Annotated in this window: 21 protein-coding genes and 1 pseudogene; 20 read left to right on the plus strand and 2 right to left on the minus strand. The window is 43.7% G+C overall.

The features are described from left to right. The first annotated feature begins 6 nt into the window (after positions 1–6). The 4 genes from TY03_RS11615 (at position 7) to TY03_RS11630 (ending at position 5,289) form a co-directional block, all read left to right on the plus strand. On the plus strand, positions 7–1,239 hold the full coding sequence (locus TY03_RS11615) for an LL-diaminopimelate aminotransferase (RefSeq protein ID WP_042370058.1): 1,233 nt from the start codon (positions 7–9) through the stop codon (positions 1,237–1,239). A 50-nt stretch (positions 1,240–1,289) separates the two neighbouring features. Then, a complete protein-coding gene (locus tag TY03_RS11620) occupies positions 1,290–2,003 on the plus strand; it encodes a TorF family putative porin (RefSeq protein WP_052332474.1) in 714 nt (237 codons plus the stop codon). A 33-nt stretch (positions 2,004–2,036) separates the two neighbouring features. Then, positions 2,037–4,226, plus strand: coding sequence for a glutamine synthetase III family protein (locus TY03_RS11625; protein ID WP_042370060.1), 2,190 nt, complete (start codon positions 2,037–2,039; stop codon positions 4,224–4,226). Positions 4,227–4,299: 73 nt separating this feature from the next. Next, positions 4,300–5,289: a cation diffusion facilitator family transporter gene (locus tag TY03_RS11630; RefSeq protein ID WP_042370062.1), complete on the plus strand. Its 990-nt coding sequence runs from the start codon at positions 4,300–4,302 to the stop codon at positions 5,287–5,289. Here TY03_RS11630 and TY03_RS11635 read toward each other — a convergent pair. Then, complete coding sequence (locus TY03_RS11635; protein WP_042370064.1) at positions 5,286–5,858, minus strand: HdeD family acid-resistance protein; 573 nt, start codon at positions 5,856–5,858, stop codon at positions 5,286–5,288. The genes TY03_RS11630 and TY03_RS11635 overlap by 4 nt on opposite strands. A gap of 196 nt (positions 5,859–6,054) precedes the next feature. Here TY03_RS11635 and TY03_RS11640 point away from each other — a divergent pair, with 196 nt between their 5' ends. The 16 genes and pseudogenes from TY03_RS11640 (at position 6,055) to TY03_RS11715 (ending at position 23,077) form a co-directional block, all read left to right on the plus strand. Beyond that, complete coding sequence (locus TY03_RS11640) at positions 6,055–7,338, plus strand: IS1380 family transposase (protein ID WP_042366226.1); 1,284 nt, start codon at positions 6,055–6,057, stop codon at positions 7,336–7,338. A 713-nt stretch (positions 7,339–8,051) separates the two neighbouring features. Then, positions 8,052–9,251: a tryptophan synthase subunit beta gene (gene trpB / locus TY03_RS11645; RefSeq protein WP_042370066.1), complete on the plus strand. Its 1,200-nt coding sequence runs from the start codon at positions 8,052–8,054 to the stop codon at positions 9,249–9,251. 4 nt (positions 9,252–9,255) lie between these two features. Beyond that, a complete protein-coding gene (locus TY03_RS11650) occupies positions 9,256–10,662 on the plus strand; it encodes an anthranilate synthase component I family protein (protein WP_042370068.1) in 1,407 nt (468 codons plus the stop codon). 4 nt (positions 10,663–10,666) lie between these two features. Continuing rightward, positions 10,667–11,233, plus strand: coding sequence for an anthranilate synthase component II (locus tag TY03_RS11655; RefSeq protein WP_042370070.1), 567 nt, complete (start codon positions 10,667–10,669; stop codon positions 11,231–11,233). Next, the gene (trpD, locus tag TY03_RS11660; RefSeq protein ID WP_042370073.1) at positions 11,230–12,225 is read left to right on the plus strand and encodes an anthranilate phosphoribosyltransferase; all 996 of its coding nucleotides are present in this window, start codon (positions 11,230–11,232) and stop codon (positions 12,223–12,225) included. The genes TY03_RS11655 and trpD overlap by 4 nt, the downstream gene beginning before the upstream one ends. Before the next feature lie 28 nt (positions 12,226–12,253). Beyond that, entirely contained in the window at positions 12,254–13,042 is a 789-nt protein-coding gene (gene trpC, locus TY03_RS11665) for an indole-3-glycerol phosphate synthase TrpC (RefSeq protein ID WP_042370074.1), read from the plus strand. 7 nt (positions 13,043–13,049) lie between these two features. Further along, entirely contained in the window at positions 13,050–13,670 is a 621-nt protein-coding gene (locus TY03_RS11670; RefSeq protein ID WP_042370076.1) for a phosphoribosylanthranilate isomerase, read from the plus strand. Between the two features lie 14 nt (positions 13,671–13,684). Then, entirely contained in the window at positions 13,685–14,458 is a 774-nt protein-coding gene (gene trpA, locus TY03_RS11675; RefSeq protein WP_042370077.1) for a tryptophan synthase subunit alpha, read from the plus strand. Positions 14,459–14,579: 121 nt separating this feature from the next. After that, on the plus strand, positions 14,580–15,626 hold the full coding sequence (locus TY03_RS11680) for an asparaginase (RefSeq protein ID WP_042370080.1): 1,047 nt from the start codon (positions 14,580–14,582) through the stop codon (positions 15,624–15,626). 350 nt (positions 15,627–15,976) lie between these two features. After that, a complete protein-coding gene (locus tag TY03_RS11685; RefSeq protein WP_042370082.1) occupies positions 15,977–18,202 on the plus strand; it encodes an LruC domain-containing protein in 2,226 nt (741 codons plus the stop codon). Between the two features lie 189 nt (positions 18,203–18,391). Then, positions 18,392–18,757 (plus strand): response regulator, encoded by a 366-nt coding sequence (locus TY03_RS11690; protein WP_042370086.1) that lies wholly within the window; start codon positions 18,392–18,394, stop codon positions 18,755–18,757. 72 nt (positions 18,758–18,829) lie between these two features. Continuing rightward, a complete protein-coding gene (locus tag TY03_RS11695) occupies positions 18,830–19,309 on the plus strand; it encodes a sugar transferase (protein ID WP_148335645.1) in 480 nt (159 codons plus the stop codon). A 127-nt stretch (positions 19,310–19,436) separates the two neighbouring features. Then, positions 19,437–20,720 carry an IS1380 family transposase gene (locus TY03_RS11700; protein ID WP_042366226.1) on the plus strand — a complete coding sequence of 428 codons (1,284 nt, stop codon included), beginning with the start codon at positions 19,437–19,439 and terminating at the stop codon, positions 20,718–20,720. A 169-nt stretch (positions 20,721–20,889) separates the two neighbouring features. Then, positions 20,890–21,525: pseudogene (locus TY03_RS11705) on the plus strand (sugar transferase); the annotation flags it as partial. 14 nt (positions 21,526–21,539) lie between these two features. Next, positions 21,540–22,454, plus strand: coding sequence for a hypothetical protein (locus TY03_RS11710; RefSeq protein ID WP_042370088.1), 915 nt, complete (start codon positions 21,540–21,542; stop codon positions 22,452–22,454). Further along, positions 22,451–23,077, plus strand: a complete 627-nt coding sequence (locus tag TY03_RS11715; protein ID WP_042370090.1) for an acyltransferase — start codon at positions 22,451–22,453, stop codon at positions 23,075–23,077. The genes TY03_RS11710 and TY03_RS11715 overlap by 4 nt, the downstream gene beginning before the upstream one ends. Here the strand turns inward: TY03_RS11715 and TY03_RS11720 are convergent. Continuing rightward, positions 23,074–23,805 carry a porin family protein gene (locus TY03_RS11720; protein WP_042370093.1) on the minus strand — a complete coding sequence of 244 codons (732 nt, stop codon included), beginning with the start codon at positions 23,803–23,805 and terminating at the stop codon, positions 23,074–23,076. The two genes, TY03_RS11715 and TY03_RS11720, sit on opposite strands and share 4 nt — an antisense overlap. Positions 23,806–24,015: the final 210 nt, after the last annotated feature.

Genomic DNA, 24,015 nt, shown 5'->3' on the forward strand with positions numbered 1-24,015 from the left:
AGCATTATGGCATTAGTAAACGAACATTTCCTAAAACTACCGGGAAGCTATCTGTTCTCGGACATCGCAAAAAAAATAAATACTTTCAAGATAACCCATCCGCAGAAAGAGATCATTCGCCTAGGTATTGGCGATGTAACACGTCCCCTGCCACCGGCTTGCATCGAAGCCATGCACAAAGCGGTAGAGGAGTTGGCTGATGCAAGCACCTTTCACGGATACGGTCCCGAACAGGGATACGACTTTTTAAGAGAGGCCATCATTAAAAAGGATTACGCCACACGAGGCATCACCTTGGCGGTAAATGAGGTCTTTGTAAACGATGGGGCAAAAAGTGATACGGGCAACATCGGCGATATACTGCGCCACGACAACAGTGTGGGAGTAACCGACCCCATCTATCCGGTCTACATCGACAGTAACGTTATGAGCGGACGATCGGGCGTACTCGACCCCAATACAGGCAAGTGGAGCAACATCACCTATATGCCTTGTACAAGCGAGAATAACTTCATCCCCGAAATACCGAAAAAGCGCATTGATATCGTTTATCTGTGTTACCCCAACAACCCTACCGGCACGACACTGACCAAAGCCGAATTGAAAAAATGGGTAGACTATGCACTTGCCAATGACACGCTGATTCTCTTTGATGCAGCCTACGAGGCGTATATCCAAGAGCCGGACGTGCCCCACTCTATCTACGAAATAAAAGGAGCGAAGCGATGTGCCATCGAGTTTCGCAGCTTCTCGAAAACAGCCGGGTTTACAGGTGTACGCTGTGGCTATACCGTAGTGCCCAAAGAGCTTACAGCGGCTACACTGACAGGCGAACGGGTGTCATTAAACGCGCTGTGGAACAGACGTCAATGTACCAAGTTCAACGGAGCATCGTACATCACACAGCGAGCAGCCGAGGCTATTTATTCGCCCGAGGGACAACAACAGATTCAGGAAACGATCGACTATTACATGACCAACGCCCGCATCATGAGAGAAGGACTCGAGGAAGCGGGATTAGAAGTATATGGTGGCGTAAACGCTCCGTATATATGGGTTAAAACCCCAAAAAACACCCCTTCGTGGCGATTCTTCGAACAGATGCTCTACGAGGCCAATGTGGTAGGCACTCCCGGCGTAGGTTTCGGTCCAAGTGGTGAGGGATACATTCGTCTTACCGCCTTTGGCGAACGGGCTAATTGCATAGAAGCCATGCAACGCATCAAAAACTGGCTGTAAAACAACATTTTATTATTATTTTCTAATTAATCGTATAGGTAAGAAAGACAATGAAAACATCAATGAACAAAACACTAAAAGTAGCAGTAGTAGCCCTGTCGGCTCTGTTTGTACCCCTCATAGGCATGGCACAAGATACGTTCGAGGTATCGGTGGGAGCCGACGTGGTGAGCAAATACATCTGGCGCGGATTCGATCAAGGCTCGGGTGCTTCGATTCAACCTACGTTAGGGATGGCTTATAAAGGATTCTCGCTAACAGCCTGGGGAAGCACCAGCATCACCGATCTGGAACCCAAAGAGATTGATATCACATTGGGATACACCATCGGAGGGCTAAGCCTGAACGTAACGGATTATTGGTGGGCAGGCGAGAGTCAATCGTATGGAAATTATAAAAACAGCCACTACTTTGAAGGAGCTGCAAGCTACTATTTTGGCGAGAAATTGCCCTTAACCCTATCGGTAGCCACCATGTTTGCCGGAGGCGATAGAAACGAAGAGGGCAAGCAATGCTACTCGACCTACTTTAGTGCGGAGTACGATATCGCCTGTCCGGCTGATATCACCCTGACCCCATCGATCGGTGCCACAACAGCCTCCTATCTTCACACCGGAGAGCAGGTAAAAGGGCTTACCGACCTATCACTCAAAGCCTCGAAGGAACTGAAGATAACCAACAGCTTCTCCCTGCCTATCTTTGTGCAAGTAACCGCATCACCGGTCAATGACAAGGTGTATATGGTATTCGGATTAACTATTTAACAATCGTATTAATAACCAATCATTTTAGGTATTATGTCAAAACTTAGATTCAGAGTAGTAGAAGATGCTTTCAAGAAGAAAGCAGTCGAGGTGGTGACGCCTGCAGAACGTCCGTCGGAGTACTATGCCAAGTACGTATTCAACAAAGAAAAGATGTTCAAGTATCTGCCCAGCAAAGTATATGCGCAACTTATCGATGCCATTGACAACGGTGCCGCACTCGATCGCAGTATTGCCGATGAGGTAGCCGAGGGAATGAAGAAGTGGGCCATCGAGATGGGCGCTACTCATTATACCCACTGGTTTGCTCCGCTTACCGAAGGCACAGCCGAGAAGCACGATGCCTTTGTAGAGCACGACGGTAAGGGAGGTATGATGGAGGAGTTTTCGGGCAAGCTACTGGTGCAGCAGGAACCCGATGCTTCGTCATTTCCTAACGGTGGTATTCGCAATACGTTCGAAGCACGCGGATATTCGGCATGGGACCCCTCATCGCCTGCCTTTCTGGTAGACGACACACTCTGTATTCCAACTATTTTCATAGCCTATACGGGCGAATCGCTCGACTATAAAGCCCCCTTGCTGAAGGCACTTCGTGCTGTTGATAAAGCAGCGGTAGAGGTATGTCACTACTTCAACCCCGATGTGAAAAAAGTGGTGGTGTTTCTGGGTTGGGAACAGGAATATTTCTTGGTTGACAAAGGTTTGTATGCAGCACGCCCCGACCTTCTGATGACCGGACGCACGCTGATGGGACACGACAGTGCCAAGAATCAGCAGTTGGACGATCATTATTTCGGCTCCATCCCCACCCGTGTGGCAGCCTTCATGAAAGACCTGGAGATCGAATCGCTTAAGCTGGGTATCCCTGTCAAAACGCGCCACAATGAGGTAGCACCCAATCAGTTTGAATTGGCACCCATCTACGAAGAGTGCAACTTGGCCAACGACCATAACCTGCTCATTATGTCGGTCATGCGCAAAGTGGCACGCCGTCATGGTTTCCGCGTATTGCTGCACGAGAAACCCTTCAAGGGCATCAACGGTAGCGGCAAGCACAACAACTGGTCGATGGGAACCGATACGGGCATCCAACTCATGGGGCCGGGCAAAACAGCCGAAGACAACCTACGATTCGTAACTTTTGTGGTAAACACACTGATGGCAGTGTACCGACACAACGGCTTGCTCAAAGCAAGCATATCGAGTGCTACCAACGCACACCGTTTGGGTGCCAACGAAGCTCCTCCGGCCATCATCTCCTCGTTTCTGGGCAAGCAACTCTCTCGTGTATTGAAGCATATCGAAGAGAGCACAACCGACGACTTGGTAAGCCTCAGCGGCAAGCAAGGCATGAAGTTGGATATTCCACAAATACCCGAACTGCTGATCGACAATACCGACCGCAACCGCACCTCTCCTTTCGCCTTTACGGGCAATCGCTTTGAGTTTCGTGCCGTAGGATCGGGTGCCAACTGCGCTTGTGCCATGATCGCACTCAACAGTGCCGTAGCGGAACAGCTAATGAAGTTTAAGAAAGATGTAGATGCACGCATTGACAAAGGCGAACCTAAACTGGCTGCCATTTTGGAAGTGATACGCGGCTACATTACCGAATGCAAAGCCATACATTTTGATGGAAACGGCTACAGCGACGAATGGAAAGAGGAAGCTCTGAAGAGAGGATTGGATTGCGAAACAAGCGTACCGGTTATCTTCGACAACTACCTGAAACCGGAATCCATAGCCATGTTCGAAACCACCGGCGTATTGAACCGCAAGGAGCTCGAAGCACGCAACGAAGTGAAATGGGAGATGTATACCAAAAAGATACAGATCGAAGCACGTGTACTGGGCGATCTGGCGATGAATCACATCATTCCCGTAGCCACCCAGTACCAAACGGATCTGATTAACAATGTATACAAAATGAAGAAGCTCTTCGCAGAGGAGAAGGCCAACCAATTATCCTCCAAAAACCTGGAACTGATCGAGGAGATAGCCAACCGCACCACTTTCATCAAAGAGCATGTAGATGCTATGGTAGAGGCTCGCAAGATAGCCAACCGCATCGAAAGTGAACGCGAGAAAGCCATTATCTACCACGACCAAATTGTACCGATGCTCGAAGATATTCGCTACCACATCGACAAACTGGAATTGATTGTAGACGATCAAATGTGGACATTGCCGAAATACAGAGAGCTTTTATTCATCCGATAATGAATGGGATTTAGCAAAATTAGTATACCTTTGCCGCTTTATAGCTTCAAGTGTTTATTGTAAAATTCATTTTATGAGTGAAGATATTATAAAACAGAAAGTACAGCGATGGATTGTTACCTTCGGAGTACTTATCTTATGCGGCAAGTTTCTGGCATTCTACCTCACGAACTCAGTGGGTATACTAACCGACGCCATGGAGAGTATTGTCAACGTGGCGGCGGGCTTTATCAGCCTTTACAGTTTACGATGGGCGGCAAAGCCCAAAGACAAGGATCACCCCTTCGGTCATGGTAAAATGGAATTGATTTCTGCCTCGATCGAAGGGTTGCTTATTTCCATTGCCGGCGGATTGATTGTGTACGAGGGCTTTCTTCGTCTGTTCGAACCGGCAACAATCGAGAAGTTGGATGTGGGTATTATCGTAGTAGCCGTAGCAGGAGCCATGAACTATATCATGGGCTGGTACAGCATCCGGATTGGCAAACGTCATCGCTCTATCGCCTTGGTAGCGGGAGGCAAACATCTGCAATCAGACACCTACTCGACCATCGGACTAGTGATCGGTTTATTATTGCTTTACTACACCAAGATTGCCTGGATTGATAGTGCATTGGCATTGATCTTCGGATCGATCATTATCATTACGGGATTGGGTATTCTATACAAGACAATCACCAACCTGCTCGATAAGGCCGACGACGAATTGCTGCACGATATGGCACAGTGCATGGAGGAGCATCGACAAAAAGACTGGATCGATGTGCACAATACCAAAATTATAAAGTACGGAAGTTATTTGTATATTGACTGTGACTTGACACTACCTTGGTATTATAATGTAGTCGAAAGCCACGATGCTTGTTGCAGTCTGCGATCTACACTCGTATCACGATTTTCGGAGCGGATACAGGTGTCCATTCACTCAGATCCGTGCAACAAACAGCATTGCGAACATTGCACGATAGACTCTTGTGCAACGCGGCAGTCCCCCTTCGTCTCGCTCGAAAACTTTAATCTATCACGCATTATCGAGAGCGACGAAGAGAGAAATGAGGACTAATCGGGGTCGATAATTTCGGCATCCTCAATATGGCCTTTTGAGGGATGAGCAGGACGCTTACGGGAGAACCGGAACCAGTTGACAAGCTCGGTAAGCGCATAGACAAGACAAGTAACCCCGATGATAATAAGCACTGTATGGCGTGCACTGACAGGATTAAACAAGGTGATAAGACCTGTGATAAGAATAAGAATAGGCAGCACATAGAATCCCGCCGGAACGGTAGACCAACGACGAGCCATAGATAATGCAGCAATTTGCTGAATACCACCCATCATAAGCAGAAAGCCCAACAGAAACATCAGTACGTTGGCAAAGAAATCGGGCATAGCCACAAGCCATAGACCAAACAGTAAACTCCCTATTCCCTCAATAGGAAAACGAACCGACTTACCGGCAGAGGGCTTAACGGTGAAATAACCAATCAGTGAAATGATTCCCGGAATGAGGAACAATACACCAATGGTTATGGTAATATACTGGGTGGCCACATCGGGCCAGAACACAAGCACCAAGCCGATAATAAGCGAACAGATGGTGCGAACAAGCGAATAATTCATTGTTTTCATAACGTCTTATTTTATGGGAGAAACCCCTTTATAGTTTTGCGAATATACATATTTTTGTATAGACCTTAAATCCGCAGTCATATTATTTTCAGAGAATCCAAACACTTGAGGATGAATAACATCCTCAAGGTTTGGTTATGTCACAAGATTCACCTAAATTAGTGCTACCAAACAAACCATAAAGGTACTTGTGCATATGACAACAAAAATAGCCATAAAATCAGATAATATCACTCCTTTTGGGGGTATATTTTACGCAATGGATGAATTTTCTCGTTTAGGACTGAATTCCGTGATCGATAAATCTTTAGGATTACGTTCTTCCTACGCCGGTTACCAATATAGCGAAATTATTTCGAGCCTATTTTGGATCTACTATTGCGGCGGTGACCACATCGAAGATATCGGCAAACACCTTGGCAAACATCTTGAATTACGCCCGGATACTGAAATCCCCAGTCCGGATACTTTATTGAGAGGCATAAAAGAACTCGCAGAATTGGATATCCACTATACTTCCCAAAAAGGAGCAAGCTATGCTTTCAATAAGGCGGAACAGCTTAATAGTTTGATGCTCGATATGCTCCTTCAAACAGAACAACTCAAGCCAAACACGCTTTATAACTTGGACTTCGACCACCAGTTTATTCCCACAGAAAAGTATGACACTCAGTATTCTTACAAGAAAAAACGTGGTTATTTCCCCGGCACGGCAACTATTGGTGGTAACATTGTTGGTGTGGAAAATCGGGCCGCAAACGCAAATGTCCGTTTTCGTCAAGCGGATACGCTCCAACGGACTTTTCGTCGTTTGGCCGATAGGGGAATATTCATAGACCGTTGCCGGATGGACTGTGGTTCTTATTCGGAAGAGATTATCCGTATGACACATGGCTACTGCAACAAGTTCTACATACGAGCCGGCAAATGTCAGTCTCTGTATGAAGAAATGACGAAAATCACAGATTGGAAAAAAGAAGAAATCAACTTCGAGAATTATGAAGTGACCTCCATACCTTTTACTTCCTTTTTGCAAGAAGAAAACTACCGACTTGTTATTCAAAGGCAAAAGCGTAAGGACAACCAATTGGACCTATTTGATGGTGAATACACCTATCGGTGCATCTTAACCAATGACCATGAAAGTTCTGAAAAAGACATTGTACTCTTCTACAATGCTCGTGGAGCCTGTGAAAGAACATTCGACATGATGAATAACGATTTCGGGTGGAGTCATCTTCCCTGTTCATTCCTCAAAGAGAATACAGTATTCCTGCTACTTACAGCCATGGCTAAAAACTTTTATGCTTACCTTATTGAGAAGGTTGCAGCCGTGTTTGAAGATATTGAACCGGTAAGCCGAGTCAAACGATTTATCTTTCGATTCATTACAGTTCCTGCGAAATGGGTAAAGACAGGCAGACAATGGGTACTCAATATTTATTCCGACAAACCATACAAGTTGCTTTGGAGTCCGTAAAAACAACTTTTCGTGGGATTACTTATGCCTTCAGCTAACTGGGGAAAGGGGAAGCTATGCCCTATAACCTGAAATCAAGGAGAAAAGCAGGGGGAAAAGCTACGAGTAGGAACTATTAGGTGAATTAAATCGCTATTTGAATCAGTTATAAATTAGCTGCGGATTTGAGGTATAGATATAAAAGAAACCCATCATCTTTCATTCGAAAGTCAATGGGTTTGCTTCAAACAATACCTATCTTTTAAACTTTTACCTCAAATAATACGCACGATTAGGAAATCCAGGCGCTCATGTCTTCGGCTATAAAAAGCCAATAAAGCAATAACAAACTAAGAATAACTGCACCGATAAACACTAATACTTTTCTCTGTTTCATATGATTTTTGTTGTTAGTAATTCGATTATATGTATATATAAACAGCAAAGCAGCTAAAAAGTTTTCAAATAAAAAAGATAAAAAAAGAACGAAAAGACTTGCTGTTTCAAACAAAGTGCTTATATTTGCCGTCGTTAAACAACAACAAGACAATGAGAAATCTATTAGTAAATACATATTGGTGGCGCTCTTTACAACTCCTACAGTCGTAAGGGAGCAGTGCTCGTGTATATATACTAACTAAAGATATAAAACAAGAAAGAGCCCTGTCGCATCCTGCGACAGGGCTCTTTCCGTTATGTTACATCGCAAAATAAATTAAAAATCATACAGCATCATGAAAAGTTATCAAGCAAAAGAAAAGAGTTATCAGGCAGACGAGAATGGTTATTACGGAGAGTTTGGGGGAGCTTATATCCCCGAAATATTGCATAAATGTGTAGAGGAACTTAGAAGTACCTACCTGGATGTACTCGCCAGTGAGGATTTTCAACAGGAGTTTAATCAACTATTGCGTGACTATGTGGGACGCCCCTCGCCCCTATATCCGGCACATAGGCTTTCGGAGAAATACGGTTGCCGTATGTACCTCAAACGCGAAGACCTGAATCATACCGGCGCACACAAAATAAACAACACCATCGGGCAGATACTGTTGGCACGACGCATGGGTAAGACACGCATCATAGCCGAAACAGGTGCCGGACAACATGGGGTAGCCACGGCAACGGTTTGTGCATTGATGAACATGGAGTGCATCGTATACATGGGGCAAACCGATGTAGAACGACAACACATCAACGTAGAGAAGATGAAAATGTTGGGAGCAACAGTAGTTCCCGTAACTTCGGGCAATATGACTCTCAAAGATGCCACCAACGAAGCCATTCGCGACTGGTGCTGCCATCCGGCAGATACGTTCTACATCATCGGATCGACCGTAGGACCACATCCCTATCCCGACATGGTAGCCCGCCTGCAATCGGTTATCAGCGAAGAGATCAAAAAACAACTACTTGAAAAAGAAGGACGCGACTACCCCGACTACCTGATTGCTTGCGTAGGCGGAGGAAGCAATGCGGCAGGAACCATCTACCACCACCTGGACGACGAACGCGTACGCATCGTACTGGCCGAAGCGGGTGGCAAAGGGATAGAAACGGGTATGACCGCAGCTACCATTCAATTGGGCAAGATGGGGATTATTCACGGTGCACGTACGTTTGTAATGCAAAACGAAGACGGACAAATCGAAGAGCCCTACTCCATCTCGGCAGGATTGGACTATCCGGGTATCGGTCCGCTACACGCCAACTTGGCAGCCCAACAACGGGCAACTGTACTGGCTGTGAACGATGATGAAGCCATAGCTGCCGCCTACGAACTGACCAAACTCGAAGGTATCATCCCTGCACTCGAATCGGCTCATGCACTGGGTGCATTGAATAAACTCACCTTCAAGCCCGACGATGTGGTGGTACTCACCGTATCGGGACGCGGAGACAAGGATATTGAAACTTATCTTTTAAACAACTAAAAGGATGAAAACAATTCACTATACCACACACAGCAAACAGGTGCTGGGCGACTTGCACACACCGGTAAGCATTTACCTTAAGGTGCGCGATATGTATCCACAGTCGGCATTGATGGAAAGTTCGGACTTTCATGCAGGCGAGAACTCAATGTCGTACATCGCCCTGTGTCCGTTGGCAAGTATCGGGGTAAACAGCGGACGGGTCACCACTACACTGCCCGATGGCAGTTGTACGGAAGAGCCTCTTACCGATACGTTTACAGTAGAGAAAGCAATGAATGCATTTATCAACCGCTTTCGCGTAGAAGGTGACGACAAGAAGGTATGCGGCCTGTACGGCTATACCACATTCAATGCAGTGAAGTATTTCGAGCACATCGCAGTCAAAGAGAGCCACGACGAACAGAACGATGCACCCGACCTGCTCTACCTATTATATAAGTATATACTCGTCTTCAACCATTTTAAAAATGAACTGACACTGGTAGAGATGCTCGGCGAAGGAGAGACAAGCGGACTGAACCAACTGGAATCGGCCATTGAGAACCGGAACTTTGCTTCGTACAACTTCACTACTACCGCACCGGTAACAAGCACCATCAACGACGAACAACACAAAGCAAACGTGCGTCGGGGCATCGCACATTGCTTACGTGGTGATGTCTTCCAAATCGTACTCTCCCGTCGTTTTATTCAACCCTTTGCCGGCGATGACTTCAAGGTGTACCGAGCACTACGTAGCATCAACCCTTCGCCCTATCTGTTTTACTTTGACTTTGGCGGCTATCGCATCTTCGGTTCCTCACCCGAAACCCATTGTAAGATCGAAGGAAGCCGGGCATACATCGACCCGATTGCCGGAACAACCCGACGTACCGGCGATGCTCTCAAAGATAAAGCACTGACCGAAGCACTGCTGGCCGATCCAAAAGAGAATGCCGAACACGTAATGCTGGTAGACTTGGCACGCAACGACCTGAGCCGTAACTGCCACAACGTAGAGGTAGTGTTCTACAAAGAGCCTCAGTATTACAGCCACGTGATTCATCTGGTAAGCCGCGTGAGCGGAACACTCAACGAGAATGCCAATCCACTGAAGAGCTTCATCGATACCTTCCCTGCCGGTACGTTGAGCGGTGCCCCCAAGGTAAGAGCCATGCAGCTGATCAGCGAAATAGAACCACACAACCGGGGTGCTTACGGAGGTTGCATCGGATTCATCGGCCTCAACGGAGAGCTGAATCAAGCCATTACGATTCGTACATTCGTGAGCCGCAACAATGAATTATGGTTTCAGGCAGGTGGAGGCATCGTTGCACACAGCCAAGATGAATATGAGTTACAGGAAGTCAACAACAAGCTGGGAGCGCTGAAGAAGGCAATAGACCTGGCCGAACAATTAAAGAATTAAAATTATGAAGATACTATTAGTAGACAATTACGACTCTTTCACCTACAACCTGCTGCATGTAGTCAAAGAGTTGGGAGCAAACAACGTAGAGGTAGTCCGCAACGATCAGGTCGATCTGGACGACGTAGAGGGTTTCGATAAAATCATTCTTTCGCCCGGACCGGGCATCCCCGAAGAGGCAGGACTATTGCTACCTCTCATTAAAAGATACGCACCTACCAAAAGCATACTCGGTGTATGCTTAGGGCATCAAGCCATAGGCGAGGCGTTTGGTGCACAACTCACTAACCTGAAAGAGGTGTGCCACGGCATACAGACTCCCATCTCCGTTAGTGGCGACGAAGCACTCTTTGCAGGGCTAGATGCCGAACTATTGGTCGGTCGTTATCACTCATGGGTGGTGAATAAGGAAGCTTTCCCCGACTGTTTAGAAGTGACAGCCATCAGCCGCGAGGGACAGATCATGGCGCTTCGTCACCGCACCTTCGACGTGCATGGTATCCAGTTTCACCCCGAATCGGTATTAACACCGCAAGGCAAAATCATCATTCAAAACTTTTTGAACCTATGAAACAAATTCTACATAAGCTCTTCGAGCATCAATACCTGGGTCGCGACGAAGCACGCACCATCTTACAAAACATTGCTCAAGGGCGGTATAATGATGCACAGGTAGCCTCATTGATTACCGTATTCCTAATGCGTAGTATCTCGGTAGAAGAACTTTGCGGCTTTCGGGATGCACTACTCGAAATGCGTATCCCGGTAGACTTGAGTGAATTTTCTCCCATCGACATTGTAGGAACAGGAGGCGACAGTAAGAATACGTTCAATATCTCGACCGCTGCCTGCTTTGTAGTGGCAGGAGCAGGCTTTCCGGTAGTGAAGCACGGCAATTACGGAGCTACCTCGGTAAGTGGTGCAAGCAATGTAATGGAGCATCACGGAGTGCGGTTTACGAGCAACATAGACCAATTACGACACTCCATGGAGCAGTGTAACATCGCTTATCTGCATGCCCCTCTCTTCAATCCGGCACTAAAGGCAGTAGCTCCGGTGCGTAAATCATTGGCTGTTCGCACGTTCTTCAACATGCTGGGACCGTTGGTAAATCCGGCACTGCCCACGTATCAACTACTGGGCGTATATAACCTGCCATTGCTTCGTTTATATAGCTATACATTTCAGGAAAGTGACACAAGGTTTGCCGTAGTGCACAGCCTCGACGGATACGATGAAATATCACTGACCGGTGAGTTTAAAGTAGCTACAAGCGAAAACGAGAAGATCTATACGCCGGAGAGTTTAGGATTCGAACGTTGCCCGGAAGCATCGCTTGACGGCGGCAACAGCATTGAAGAGGCAGCTACCATCTTCGACCGCGTGATGAAAGGTACAGCTACTCCCGCACAGACTAATGCAGTAGTAGTCAATGCAGCCTTTGCCATCCAGGTAATCTGTCCGGAGAAACCCATAGCAGCATGCATCGCCTTGGCTCAAGAATCACTAGACAGTGGTGCTGCCATACGCACTTTGAAACGGTTTATCGAACTCAATTCTTAACCCCTTCACCCTATGCTCATTCTTTAATATGAAAGATATATTATCAGAAATCATTGCCAATAAACGCTGTGAAGTAGCGTTTCAAAAGCAAACCATCTCATTGGAACAATTGCAGGAGACCCTCGGCGATCTGACTCCCACTCGTTCCATGAAAAAAGCATTGACCCATTCGGAAAGTGGCATTATCGCTGAGTTTAAACGTCGCTCACCCTCCAAAGGATGGATACGGGAAGAGGCACTTCCGGAAGTGATTGTACCGGCCTATGCAACGGCAGGTGCAGCAGCTCTCTCTATCCTCACAGACGAGAAGTTCTTCGGTGGTTCTTTGCGCGATATACGTACCGCTCGCCCCTTGGTCGATCTGCCCATCATCCGCAAAGAGTTTATCATCGACACCTACCAACTTTATCAGGCACGCCTTATCGGAGCCGATGCCGTATTGCTGATTGCTGCTGCCCTATCTCCCGAACAATGTAATGAACTAACCGCACAGGCTCATGCGTTGGGTATGGAGGTATTGCTCGAACTCCATTCTTCGGAAGAACTGTCGTATATCTCCAAAGAGACGGATATGATCGGAATTAACAACCGCAATCTAGGCAGTTTTCATACCGATATAGAGAATTCCTTCCGGTTGGCAGAACTATTGCCAAAAGAGTCGATATGGGTATCCGAAAGTGGCATATCATCGCCCGAAACAGTGATACGACTACGGGAAGCCGGTTTTAAAGGCTTTCTTATTGGCGAAACATTTATGCGCAAGCATGAACCCGGCGAGATGCTTCATCAGTTTATCCACTCAATAGAAAACAGCTAAGCAGCCTATGAAAAAGCTAATCAAAGTATGCGGTATGCGTGAAGCAGAGAACATCAGAGCAGTAGAGGCACTGGGCATTGATATGATGGGATTTATCTTCTATCCCAAGTCTCCCCGTTTTGTCGATGAGCTGCCCTGCTATTTGCCTTCGCAAGCTCATCGCGTTGGGGTATTTGTGAATGAAGAGAAGCAAACCGTACGAACCTATGCCGACCGATATGATTTAAACTATATACAATTGCATGGGCAAGAGTCTCCCGAGTATTGCAAGTCATTGAAAGCAAACGGAGCTAAGCTGATCAAAGTATTCTCCATTGCCCGAAGCAAAGATTTGCAAGGTATCGAAGCCTACGATGGAATCTGTGACTATGTACTTTTTGACACCAAATGCGAACAGTACGGCGGATCGGGCGAACAGTTTGACTGGGAAGTATTAAAGGACTATCGAGGCATTACTCCTTTTCTGCTAAGTGGAGGCATTCATGCATTCAGTGCCCCTGCGTTGAATGTGTTTCAGCATCCGCTTTTGGCAGGATTCGACATCAACAGCCGATTCGAGCTTCGACCGGGACTGAAGGATGTAGCACGCATCAAGGCTTTTCTTACCGATTTAAATAGAAACGAATAAAAAAGAATATATCCATGAATCGAATTAATCAATTATTTAGCAATCAACCCAAGGATTTACTATCAATCTATTTCTGTGCCGGCGCTCCTACACTGGAGGGAACAACCGACGTCATCCGCAGTTTGGAACGCCACGGTGTAAATATGATTGAGATAGGCATCCCTTTCAGCGATCCAATGGCCGATGGAGTCGTTATTCAGCAAGCTGCCAATCAAGCGTTGCGCAATGGAATGTCTCTTAAGCTCCTTTTCAGTCAACTAGCCGACATTCGGACGGAGGTTAGCATCCCACTCGTTCTAATGGGCTACCTTAATCCAATCATGCAATTTGGATTCGAAAACTTCTGCAAAGAGTGCCATAACTGCGGCATAGATGGGGTGATCATCCCCGATCTGCCCTTTAAAGACTATCAGGAGACGTATCGCCCCATAGCCGAACAATATGACGTTAAAGTGATTATGCTCATCACTCCCGAAACAAGCGAAGAGCGTATCCGACAGATTGATGCACATACCGACGGATTTATCTACATGGTTTCTTCGGCAGCAACTACAGGAGCACAACAGGACTTCAGTTTGCAAAAACGTAATTACTTTAAAAAGATTGCGGAGATGAACTTAAAAAATCCACTCATGATAGGCTTCGGCATATCCAACAGAGAAACCTTCACTGCTGCTTGTGAGTATGCATCGGGGGCTATCATCGGCAGCCGGTTCGTTGCCCTGCTCGAAGAAGAGAAATGCGCAGAAAAAGCCGTTCTACAGTTAAAAACAATGATTGGGAAATAAACCTATTTGTGGTTAATTGAAAGTAATCGTTGGTGAATTCGTAAAAAATTAATCAATGACCATTTTCCGTTAACCACTAATTTTTGTATCTTTGCTGCTGAATTAACAAAAAAATCAACTTATGATAGCAGCTACACCCTCCGTTTTGTTAATCTATACCGGTGGAACTATCGGAATGATAGAAAACCCGGAAACCGGTGCTTTAGAAAACTTCAACTTTGAACGACTGCTGAAGTACGTGCCGGAACTAAAAAGATTTAACTGCCATTTATCTGCCGAACAGTTCGATCCGCCGATTGACTCCTCGGACATGGAACCCCGCTATTGGGCCAAATTAGTAGAAATTATCGACTCGCATTATGACCATGTAGACGGCTTTGTCATCCTTCATGGTACCGATACAATGGCCTATACAGCATCTGCCCTAAGCTTTATGCTCGAGAACCTGAGCAAACCGGTGATTCTTACCGGATCGCAACTCCCAATCGGTATGCTTCGTACCGATGGTAAAGAAAACCTGATCACCTCAATCGAAATAGCTGCCGCCAAGAACCCTGATGGAACTGCTATTGTACCCGAAGTGTGTATCTTCTTCGAGAATCACCTGATGCGCGGCAACCGAACGACCAAAATAAATGCCGAAAACTTCAATGCCTTCCGCTCATTCAACTATCCCCCACTGGCACGGGCAGGTATCCATATTAAATACGAACCGGGACGCATCCGACAACCCGAAACGTCCAAACCTCTAAAGCCACATTATTTATTCGATACCAATGTCGTTATTTTGACACTATTTCCAGGTATTCAAGAAGGTATTATTGCCTCGCTGCTTCATGTACCCGGTCTGAAAGCTGTCGTAATGAAAACCTTCGGTTCGGGTAATGCACCACAAAAGCCTTGGTTTATTCAGCAACTAAAAGATGCAACCGACCGTGGTATTATCCTAGTCAACATCACGCAATGTTCGTCTGGAGCAGTAGAGATGGAACGCTATGAAACGGGCATTCAACTGTTGCAAGCAGGAGTTATCAGCGGATATGACAGCACGCCCGAGTGTGCCGTTACGAAACTAATGTTTCTTTTGGGACATGGATTAAGTAATCAGGAAGTAAGAGAAAAAATGAACTCCTGCTTGATAGGAGAAATTACTAAAACAACGTTATAGAAGCACTTTCAGAGTAATATGGAATTTAAGATATTCGGACAACAGAGATATACTAAATTAGTATATCTCTGTTGTTTTTATTTATAAAGAGACCGGTAATAATCCAAAACAGAAAATACAACTTTACATATTTACAATGTCTTTTTTCGCCAAAATTTTAATATTCTATCTAATTAATAAGCAAACAGATAAACAATTTAACTTTAAATCTGTTTATTAGTTGACACATCTGTTCAATCTGTCATAAATAAAGTTAAAACGATTAAGATTAATCAACTTAACATACACAGCTACAGGAAATAAACATAAATTTGCAACAAATATAAATCAGAACAAGTAAATCCTAATTTATGAGACTAATTTTTAATAAAACATTGGCAGTTTCATTCATCGCACTCGCGTCAATAACGACAAGTTGCATCGAGAATGACAAGGATCTTTATGATCCTAATTACAAATTAGAGAACCCTCTAAAATTAATAGCTCCTCCCGATTTTGATGCTACCACAACAAAAGCTGCTTCGGTTAACATTGAAGTTAACGACGAATTTGCAGGGCAGTATTATTACTTGGTCGAAGTATTTGATAAGAATCCACTCTTTGACGAGAGTGCCAATGCCTTAACCAAAGGTGTTGCTAAAAAAGGCGAACCCTATTCAAGTCCCATTACTTATCTAAAAGGGCAAAAAGGTCTGTATATTCAGCAAACAGACCCCAGAGGCCGAAAAGAAGTAATATATACAGAGATTCCTTCCTCAAACAATTCGATACAATGCAGTTTTGTCGAAAACAAAACAGTGATTCCCCAATCCAGAGCAGCAGTCTCGTCAAGAGCCGGCAGCAATATTGAAGTACCGAACTACGAAAGTATTCCGGCAAATGCTATCGAAATAGACAAAAGTGATATTATTATCAAGAGCAATACCACCTATAAAATAACCCAAAATTATACTGGTACGTTTCAACACTGGGGAGTAAGTAATGCCAAGCTCTACGTATCGGGTACATGGACTCTTGATAATTTTAAAGTTGAATCAGGCTTAGAGATCATTGTCATGAATGGAGGCAAGATCATTGCCAAGAATTTAAGTTTAGTCGGTTCGAGCGGATTATCCATCATGAAAGGTGGTGAGGCAACAATCAGCAACCAGTTTAATTTGGCAAATTTAAACAAGATCTATAATTTGAACAAACTGACAATAGGTAGCACATCAGACAATCCCGGCTTATTTTATAATGGAGATAATGCAGTACTGAATATAGAAAACTTTACGTTGGGCGGTGCCAACTACTATAACGAAGGTATCATCAATGCCAAAGTGATGAAAACAGACTGGGGATCGACATTGAGAAATAACTGTCAGATCAATGTAGAGCAAGAGTTTCAGTTTAACGAAGGGACACTTATTCAGGAAAAAGGAGCGATTATGGCACACACCATGCAGTTTAACAACACTAAGATAGAGTTAAACAATGGATCGATGCTAAAAGCGAGCCAGGCAATGAATTTGCACTCAGGATGCACAATCAGTAGTGACAAAGCATCCAACACATCGTTAATTAAATCTCCTGTTGTAAATTTCTCATGGAATATCACTTATAGCGGAAACCTAATTATCGAAACGGATTCGCACCCCACACAAGCCGGTTCTTACCAATTGCTTGATGGTGCTAAAATGAGTAAATACAATGGATCTGCAATTACAATCATCACCTGCGCAGGAGAAGTAAACACTCCCGAAGGAGGCACTCCACCACAGGAGCCGGGTCCTATCGAGATTAAAGATAACTATGTATATACCTATGCATTTGAAGATCAGTGGCCCATTTATGGCGACTATGATATGAATGATATTGTATTACGTATCAGTAACGTCAAACTAAGTAAGAAAGGAAAGTACATATCGGAACTAGATTTCGACTATGAGATTATGGCTGTGGGCGCATTCAATAATATCTCCATGGGATTGCAGTTGGATGGCATCAACCCCGCATATATTGATGAAATCGACTATAGTAATAGCAGTAATTTAGGGTTAGACTTCTTTGATATCAAGACCAATGGAGTTGAGAATAATCAAAAAATAGCCAATATACCCTTGTTCTATAATGCACATAAAGTGTTTGATGACAAATCGTCGACGCCTTCTTATATTAACACCGTAAAGACTCAAGGGCACAGACAAACTCAAAAGATTAAGGTTGAAGTCGAGTTTAAGAACAATTCGGTCAGTTCATTAACAATGAGCGATTTTAATCTATTTATCATTACTGAAAACAAAAAAGAAGATAGAAAAGAGATCCACCTGCCCGGGTACAAGCCAACCGATCTGGCAACAACATTCTATTTCGGCAAAAACAACGACTGTTCACTCACTAAGAAATATTATGTGAGCGACGAAAATTTAGGCTGGGGTATTCTTGTTGCCGAACCAAAAGCAGCAACACTCTGGAGATGGCCTTCTGAGAAAAATATGATCAAAGAAGCTTATCCCGAGTTTGCCGAATGGGTTATTTCGGGAGGTAAAGACAAGCTAGAATGGTACCAAAACTGGAATAATGACTTGGTTTACTAACTACAAATAAATAATAGAAACGGCTTGAAACCATTGTTTTCAAGCCGTTTCTATGTTTAGAAAAGTCCCTTCTTATCAAAAAAAGAAAATTAGTTTCATTTTAGAATACACTTATAAGAATATTCTATATATTTGTGCATAATAAGAAAATTAATATAAAATAATTAATATATAAAGATCAATAATAGCATGAAGAAACAAGTATTGCTCGTGGATGATAAATCAACCATTGCTAAAGTAATCTCGGTATACCTGGGAAAGGATTATGACTTCATATATTTTGAGAACCCCATCAAAGCAATTGAGTGGCTTCACGAAGGCAATTTTCCAGACTTAATAATTTCAGATATACGCATGCCTGAAATGATGGGAGACGAGTTTCTGCATTATATGAAAAACAATGAACTTTTCAAAAACATCCCCATTGTTATGTTGTCAAGCGAAGACAGTACCTCCGAAAGAATTCGCTTATTGGAAGAAGGAGCAGAAGATTATATTTTGAAACCCTTCAACCCGATGGAACTTAAAATTCGCATCAAAAAAATTATTGACTAAACCATAGACTTTCTCATGCAATATCTCATCTATATTGGACGGCATAAGCAAACCATCGAACATTTTTCAACGATGACAAAAGACATGTTCTGTGCCGTTCCGAATTATCTGAGCGCAACACATTTATTGGATAAGATCAAGGAAAAGTACGATGTGGTACTTTTCTATGAGCATGTGGTAGCACATAAAGACATTGTTGATATCCAATATCTACGAAAGAGATATCCTAGCGTATATATGGTATTGGTCACCGAACTATTAACAGCAGAAGAAAAAATTAATTACCTGAGAGCAGGAATCAATAATACAATCTCATTCAGTGCCCCTCCATCAGCAATCGACGAAATGATTGCTTTTTTAGAGAAAAGAAAGCAGCAAAAGATCAATGAGATTCAGGAGAAAGGAAGCAAAACGCAACCTTTCAAGCTGCCCTTATGGAAAAGAATATTCGATATTCTTTTTGCAAGCGCATCTTTAGTTTGGCTATCTCCTCTCTGGATACTTGCAGCCATTGCCATCCGTATAGAAAGTAAAGGTGCTATTATACCTTAAATCCGCAGTCATATTATTTTCAGAGAATCCAAACACTTGAGGATGAATAACATCCTCAAGGTTTGGTTATGTCACAAGATTCACCTAAATTAGTGCTACCAAACAAACCATAAAGGTACTTGTGCATATGACAACAAAAATAGCCATAAAATCAGATAATATCACTCCTTTTGGGGGTATATTTTACGCAATGGATGAATTTTCTCGTTTAGGACTGAATTCCGTGATCGATAAATCTTTAGGATTACGTTCTTCCTACGCCGGTTACCAATATAGCGAAATTATTTCGAGCCTATTTTGGATCTACTATTGCGGCGGTGACCACATCGAAGATATCGGCAAACACCTTGGCAAACATCTTGAATTACGCCCGGATACTGAAATCCCCAGTCCGGATACTTTATTGAGAGGCATAAAAGAACTCGCAGAATTGGATATCCACTATACTTCCCAAAAAGGAGCAAGCTATGCTTTCAATAAGGCGGAACAGCTTAATAGTTTGATGCTCGATATGCTCCTTCAAACAGAACAACTCAAGCCAAACACGCTTTATAACTTGGACTTCGACCACCAGTTTATTCCCACAGAAAAGTATGACACTCAGTATTCTTACAAGAAAAAACGTGGTTATTTCCCCGGCACGGCAACTATTGGTGGTAACATTGTTGGTGTGGAAAATCGGGCCGCAAACGCAAATGTCCGTTTTCGTCAAGCGGATACGCTCCAACGGACTTTTCGTCGTTTGGCCGATAGGGGAATATTCATAGACCGTTGCCGGATGGACTGTGGTTCTTATTCGGAAGAGATTATCCGTATGACACATGGCTACTGCAACAAGTTCTACATACGAGCCGGCAAATGTCAGTCTCTGTATGAAGAAATGACGAAAATCACAGATTGGAAAAAAGAAGAAATCAACTTCGAGAATTATGAAGTGACCTCCATACCTTTTACTTCCTTTTTGCAAGAAGAAAACTACCGACTTGTTATTCAAAGGCAAAAGCGTAAGGACAACCAATTGGACCTATTTGATGGTGAATACACCTATCGGTGCATCTTAACCAATGACCATGAAAGTTCTGAAAAAGACATTGTACTCTTCTACAATGCTCGTGGAGCCTGTGAAAGAACATTCGACATGATGAATAACGATTTCGGGTGGAGTCATCTTCCCTGTTCATTCCTCAAAGAGAATACAGTATTCCTGCTACTTACAGCCATGGCTAAAAACTTTTATGCTTACCTTATTGAGAAGGTTGCAGCCGTGTTTGAAGATATTGAACCGGTAAGCCGAGTCAAACGATTTATCTTTCGATTCATTACAGTTCCTGCGAAATGGGTAAAGACAGGCAGACAATGGGTACTCAATATTTATTCCGACAAACCATACAAGTTGCTTTGGAGTCCGTAAAAACAACTTTTCGTGGGATTACTTATGCCTTCAGCTAACTGGGGAAAGGGGAAGCTATGCCCTATAACCTGAAATCAAGGAGAAAAGCAGGGGGAAAAGCTACGAGTAGGAACTATTAGGTGAATTAAATCGCTATTTGAATCAGTTATAAATTAGCTGCGGATTTGAGGTTATATACAAATCAAAACGCGTAGGCAGCAACTATCAGATATTCGATTTTCTGAAGTTCCGCTCCATGTATATCAATGCAGACAAGCACTTGAATGACTTTCATGCACTCAACCAGTACCAAACGGAAAAAGAGCCTACAGAGATATTGATTGGAGATGATTCCCCTATTCCTGATATGGAAGTTGGAGACGACACGGTGCTGATATCCGATGATTTTGTTATTTCAGAGCACGAATACAACATTCAACGGTCGCATGAGCAGAAGAATGCATTCATAAAGCTCGAAAACGACCCTCGTGTTACCAAGGTAGGCCACATCATCCGCAAGTTCAGCATTGACGAACTGCCTCAGCTCATCAACGTCTTAAAGGGCGATATGTCGATTGTAGGCAACCGTCCGCTACCACTCTATGAAGCAGAGTTGTTGACCAGCGACGAATACATCGACCGATTCATGGCTCCGGCAGGACTAACCGGACTATGGCAAGTAGAAAAGCGAGGAGATTCGGGCAAGATGTCGGCAGAGGAACGAAAACAACTAGATATCTTATATGCCAAGACCTACTCACTTTGGCTGGATATCAAAATAATCCTCAGAACGGTAACCGCTTTTGTACAAAAAGAAAACGTATAATATATACCTTAATTATGGCAGCGAACTTTCTTTCTATCGGAGATACTGTGCTGTTTCTTATTATTCTTTTACCATGCATTTACTTATTTGTTTTTGCGTGGGCAGCAGCAAGAAAAGAGAATAAATACCCCAAGACAGCACATAAACATCGTTATGCAATCCTCATTCCCATAGGAACGGATATTTGCGAACAGGAGTATCCACAAGAATTATACGATCTGTATCACTACGAAACCTTATCCGAGACAGTACATGCACTAGATCCGGAAAAGTACGAAATGGCAGTGATACTTGGGCAAGGAAGCAGTGTTCCGCCTTTCCTATTATCATCGATAAACGAGGTGTACGATGCTGAAATCACCGCCATACAACTACATCACATTATCGAGCCACGCTCTACACGAAAACTTCGATACCAAGCCATTACCGAAGAAGTTAATCAAACGATCTTCAGGCATGGACATATACAGATGGGGCTTTCATCCGGTTGCAGCAGTATGGATATGGCAGTAGAACTGAGGTGGCTACAGGAAAATTTAAAAAGCCCGAAAAGCAACTTAGCTCATAAACTACTACAGCAGAATATCTTCATCGAATACCTGAGTCAGGTGTCGGTAAGCAGCCCTACTGCACATACATTGCCTCATACAATTTCGCGCCGAAAAGCTCTATCAACCGCTTTGGAGGCTGCCATAATCGGCCAATGGAGTTATGCCGACAAACTTTTTCAGCGGCTCATTCCTTCATGGAAAACGCTGCTGATTATCATCGCCGTACTTGCTGTTGCAACAACGAGCTACAACCTATTTGCCGCAGTAAAATGGTGGATGCTGTTGTTATGGCTATTGTTTACCATCAGCTTGGCTATCCCCGATTATCTGATAGAAGATAAAAAGAAAAGAAGAAATCCTAAACCTGTAAAGATATGAGCAGAGGTACCCTCAAGCAACGATTCAAAGAGCATCCACTATTAAAGTCGATGGCACATCGCTTTATTATGCATCCGGTCAAAACACGCCCCAACTGGTGGATACGCTTGTTCGACTTCGTATATTTGAAACGCGGTAAGGGATCGGTTATTTATCGCAGCGTACGCAAAGACCTACCCCCATTCAATCGCTTTTCGTTGGGAAAATATTCGGTAGTAGAGGATTTTTCGTGTTTAAACAATGCCGTAGGCGATCTTATAATTGGCGATTATACTCGCATCGGATTGGGAGACACCATCATCGGCCCGGTAACAATTGGCAACCATGTACATTTGGCGCAACACGTCACCGTGAGCGGACTAAATCATAATTTCGAACAGGTCGATAAATACATAGACCAACAAGGCGTAAGCACAGGCCACATCACCATTGAGGATGATGTATGGGTAGGTACCAATTCGGTTATATTGCCAGGGGTTACGATAGGGCATCATTCGGTAGTAGCTGCCGGAACTGTAGTAAGCCGCTCCATACCCCCCTATTGCGTATGTGCGGGTATACCTGCACGAATCATCAAGCGCTACAATTTCGAAACAAAAGAGTGGGAACGAGCGTCGGATTAAAAGGAGAATCCAATACATGTATTGAATCCTAAATGATGTGGAGAAACCTCTGTCTTGTCCATTCCAATCCGATATGCTAGAGGCGATTTTGGCATATTCGTTGCAATCGGCATTAAACCGTATTCAAATCCGACTCCTGCAAACAAACGCTTATACACAAAATTGAGTCCAAGTGTCAATCCTAAATCAAAGCGCTTTAATCCATCATCGGAGAATGTATCTGTTTTATCACGCTTAAGGTCATTGATAGGTACTGATTGGCTAGGATCCTTATAAATCTGCTCTCTTAATATAAAAGCAAATCTTGTCCAACTCTTACCTCCAATTCCATACGCAATGTAAGGACCGGCACTCAACTGCATACCAAATTGACTATGGAAAGGTATTCGGACAGCTATCTGAAGGGGTAATTGCAAATATAATGCATTTATTTTAGAGTCGGACAGATTATAAATTCCATAATATCCTGAAGCAGGCGGCAACACTTGATATATATATTTATCAAATGAAAAGCTTTTATTTAGAAAAAATAAAGTAGATTGAAATGACCACATATTATCAATCGGCACTTCCAACCCCACTCCGATTCGGTATCCTATATTCGGTTTATAATCCTCACTTTTTGTTATACTCGTCAAGCCCACTCCAGCTTGTACTTTCAATTTTACTTGCGAGAAACAGCATAGCGAGCCACACAGCATTAATAAAGGTAAAGTTAGTTTTTTCATAAATCGTGAATGATAGTATCGTTAATAAAAGGCAACTTCTTACTATTACCGTAAGTAATCTGAAAGGTGAATTTAAACTATTACGCCGAACATTCAATCTTATTTTAATGAAATTTGGCATCAATACACTATCTTTAATACAATAAACAAATGCCCTGCAACAAAACATGTTACAGGGCATTTATAGTATAGGTTGATAACGGGTTGCGT

This window comes from Bacteroides neonati (assembly GCF_000499785.1).
Taxonomy (GTDB): Bacteria; Bacteroidota; Bacteroidia; order Bacteroidales; family Bacteroidaceae; genus Bacteroides; species Bacteroides neonati.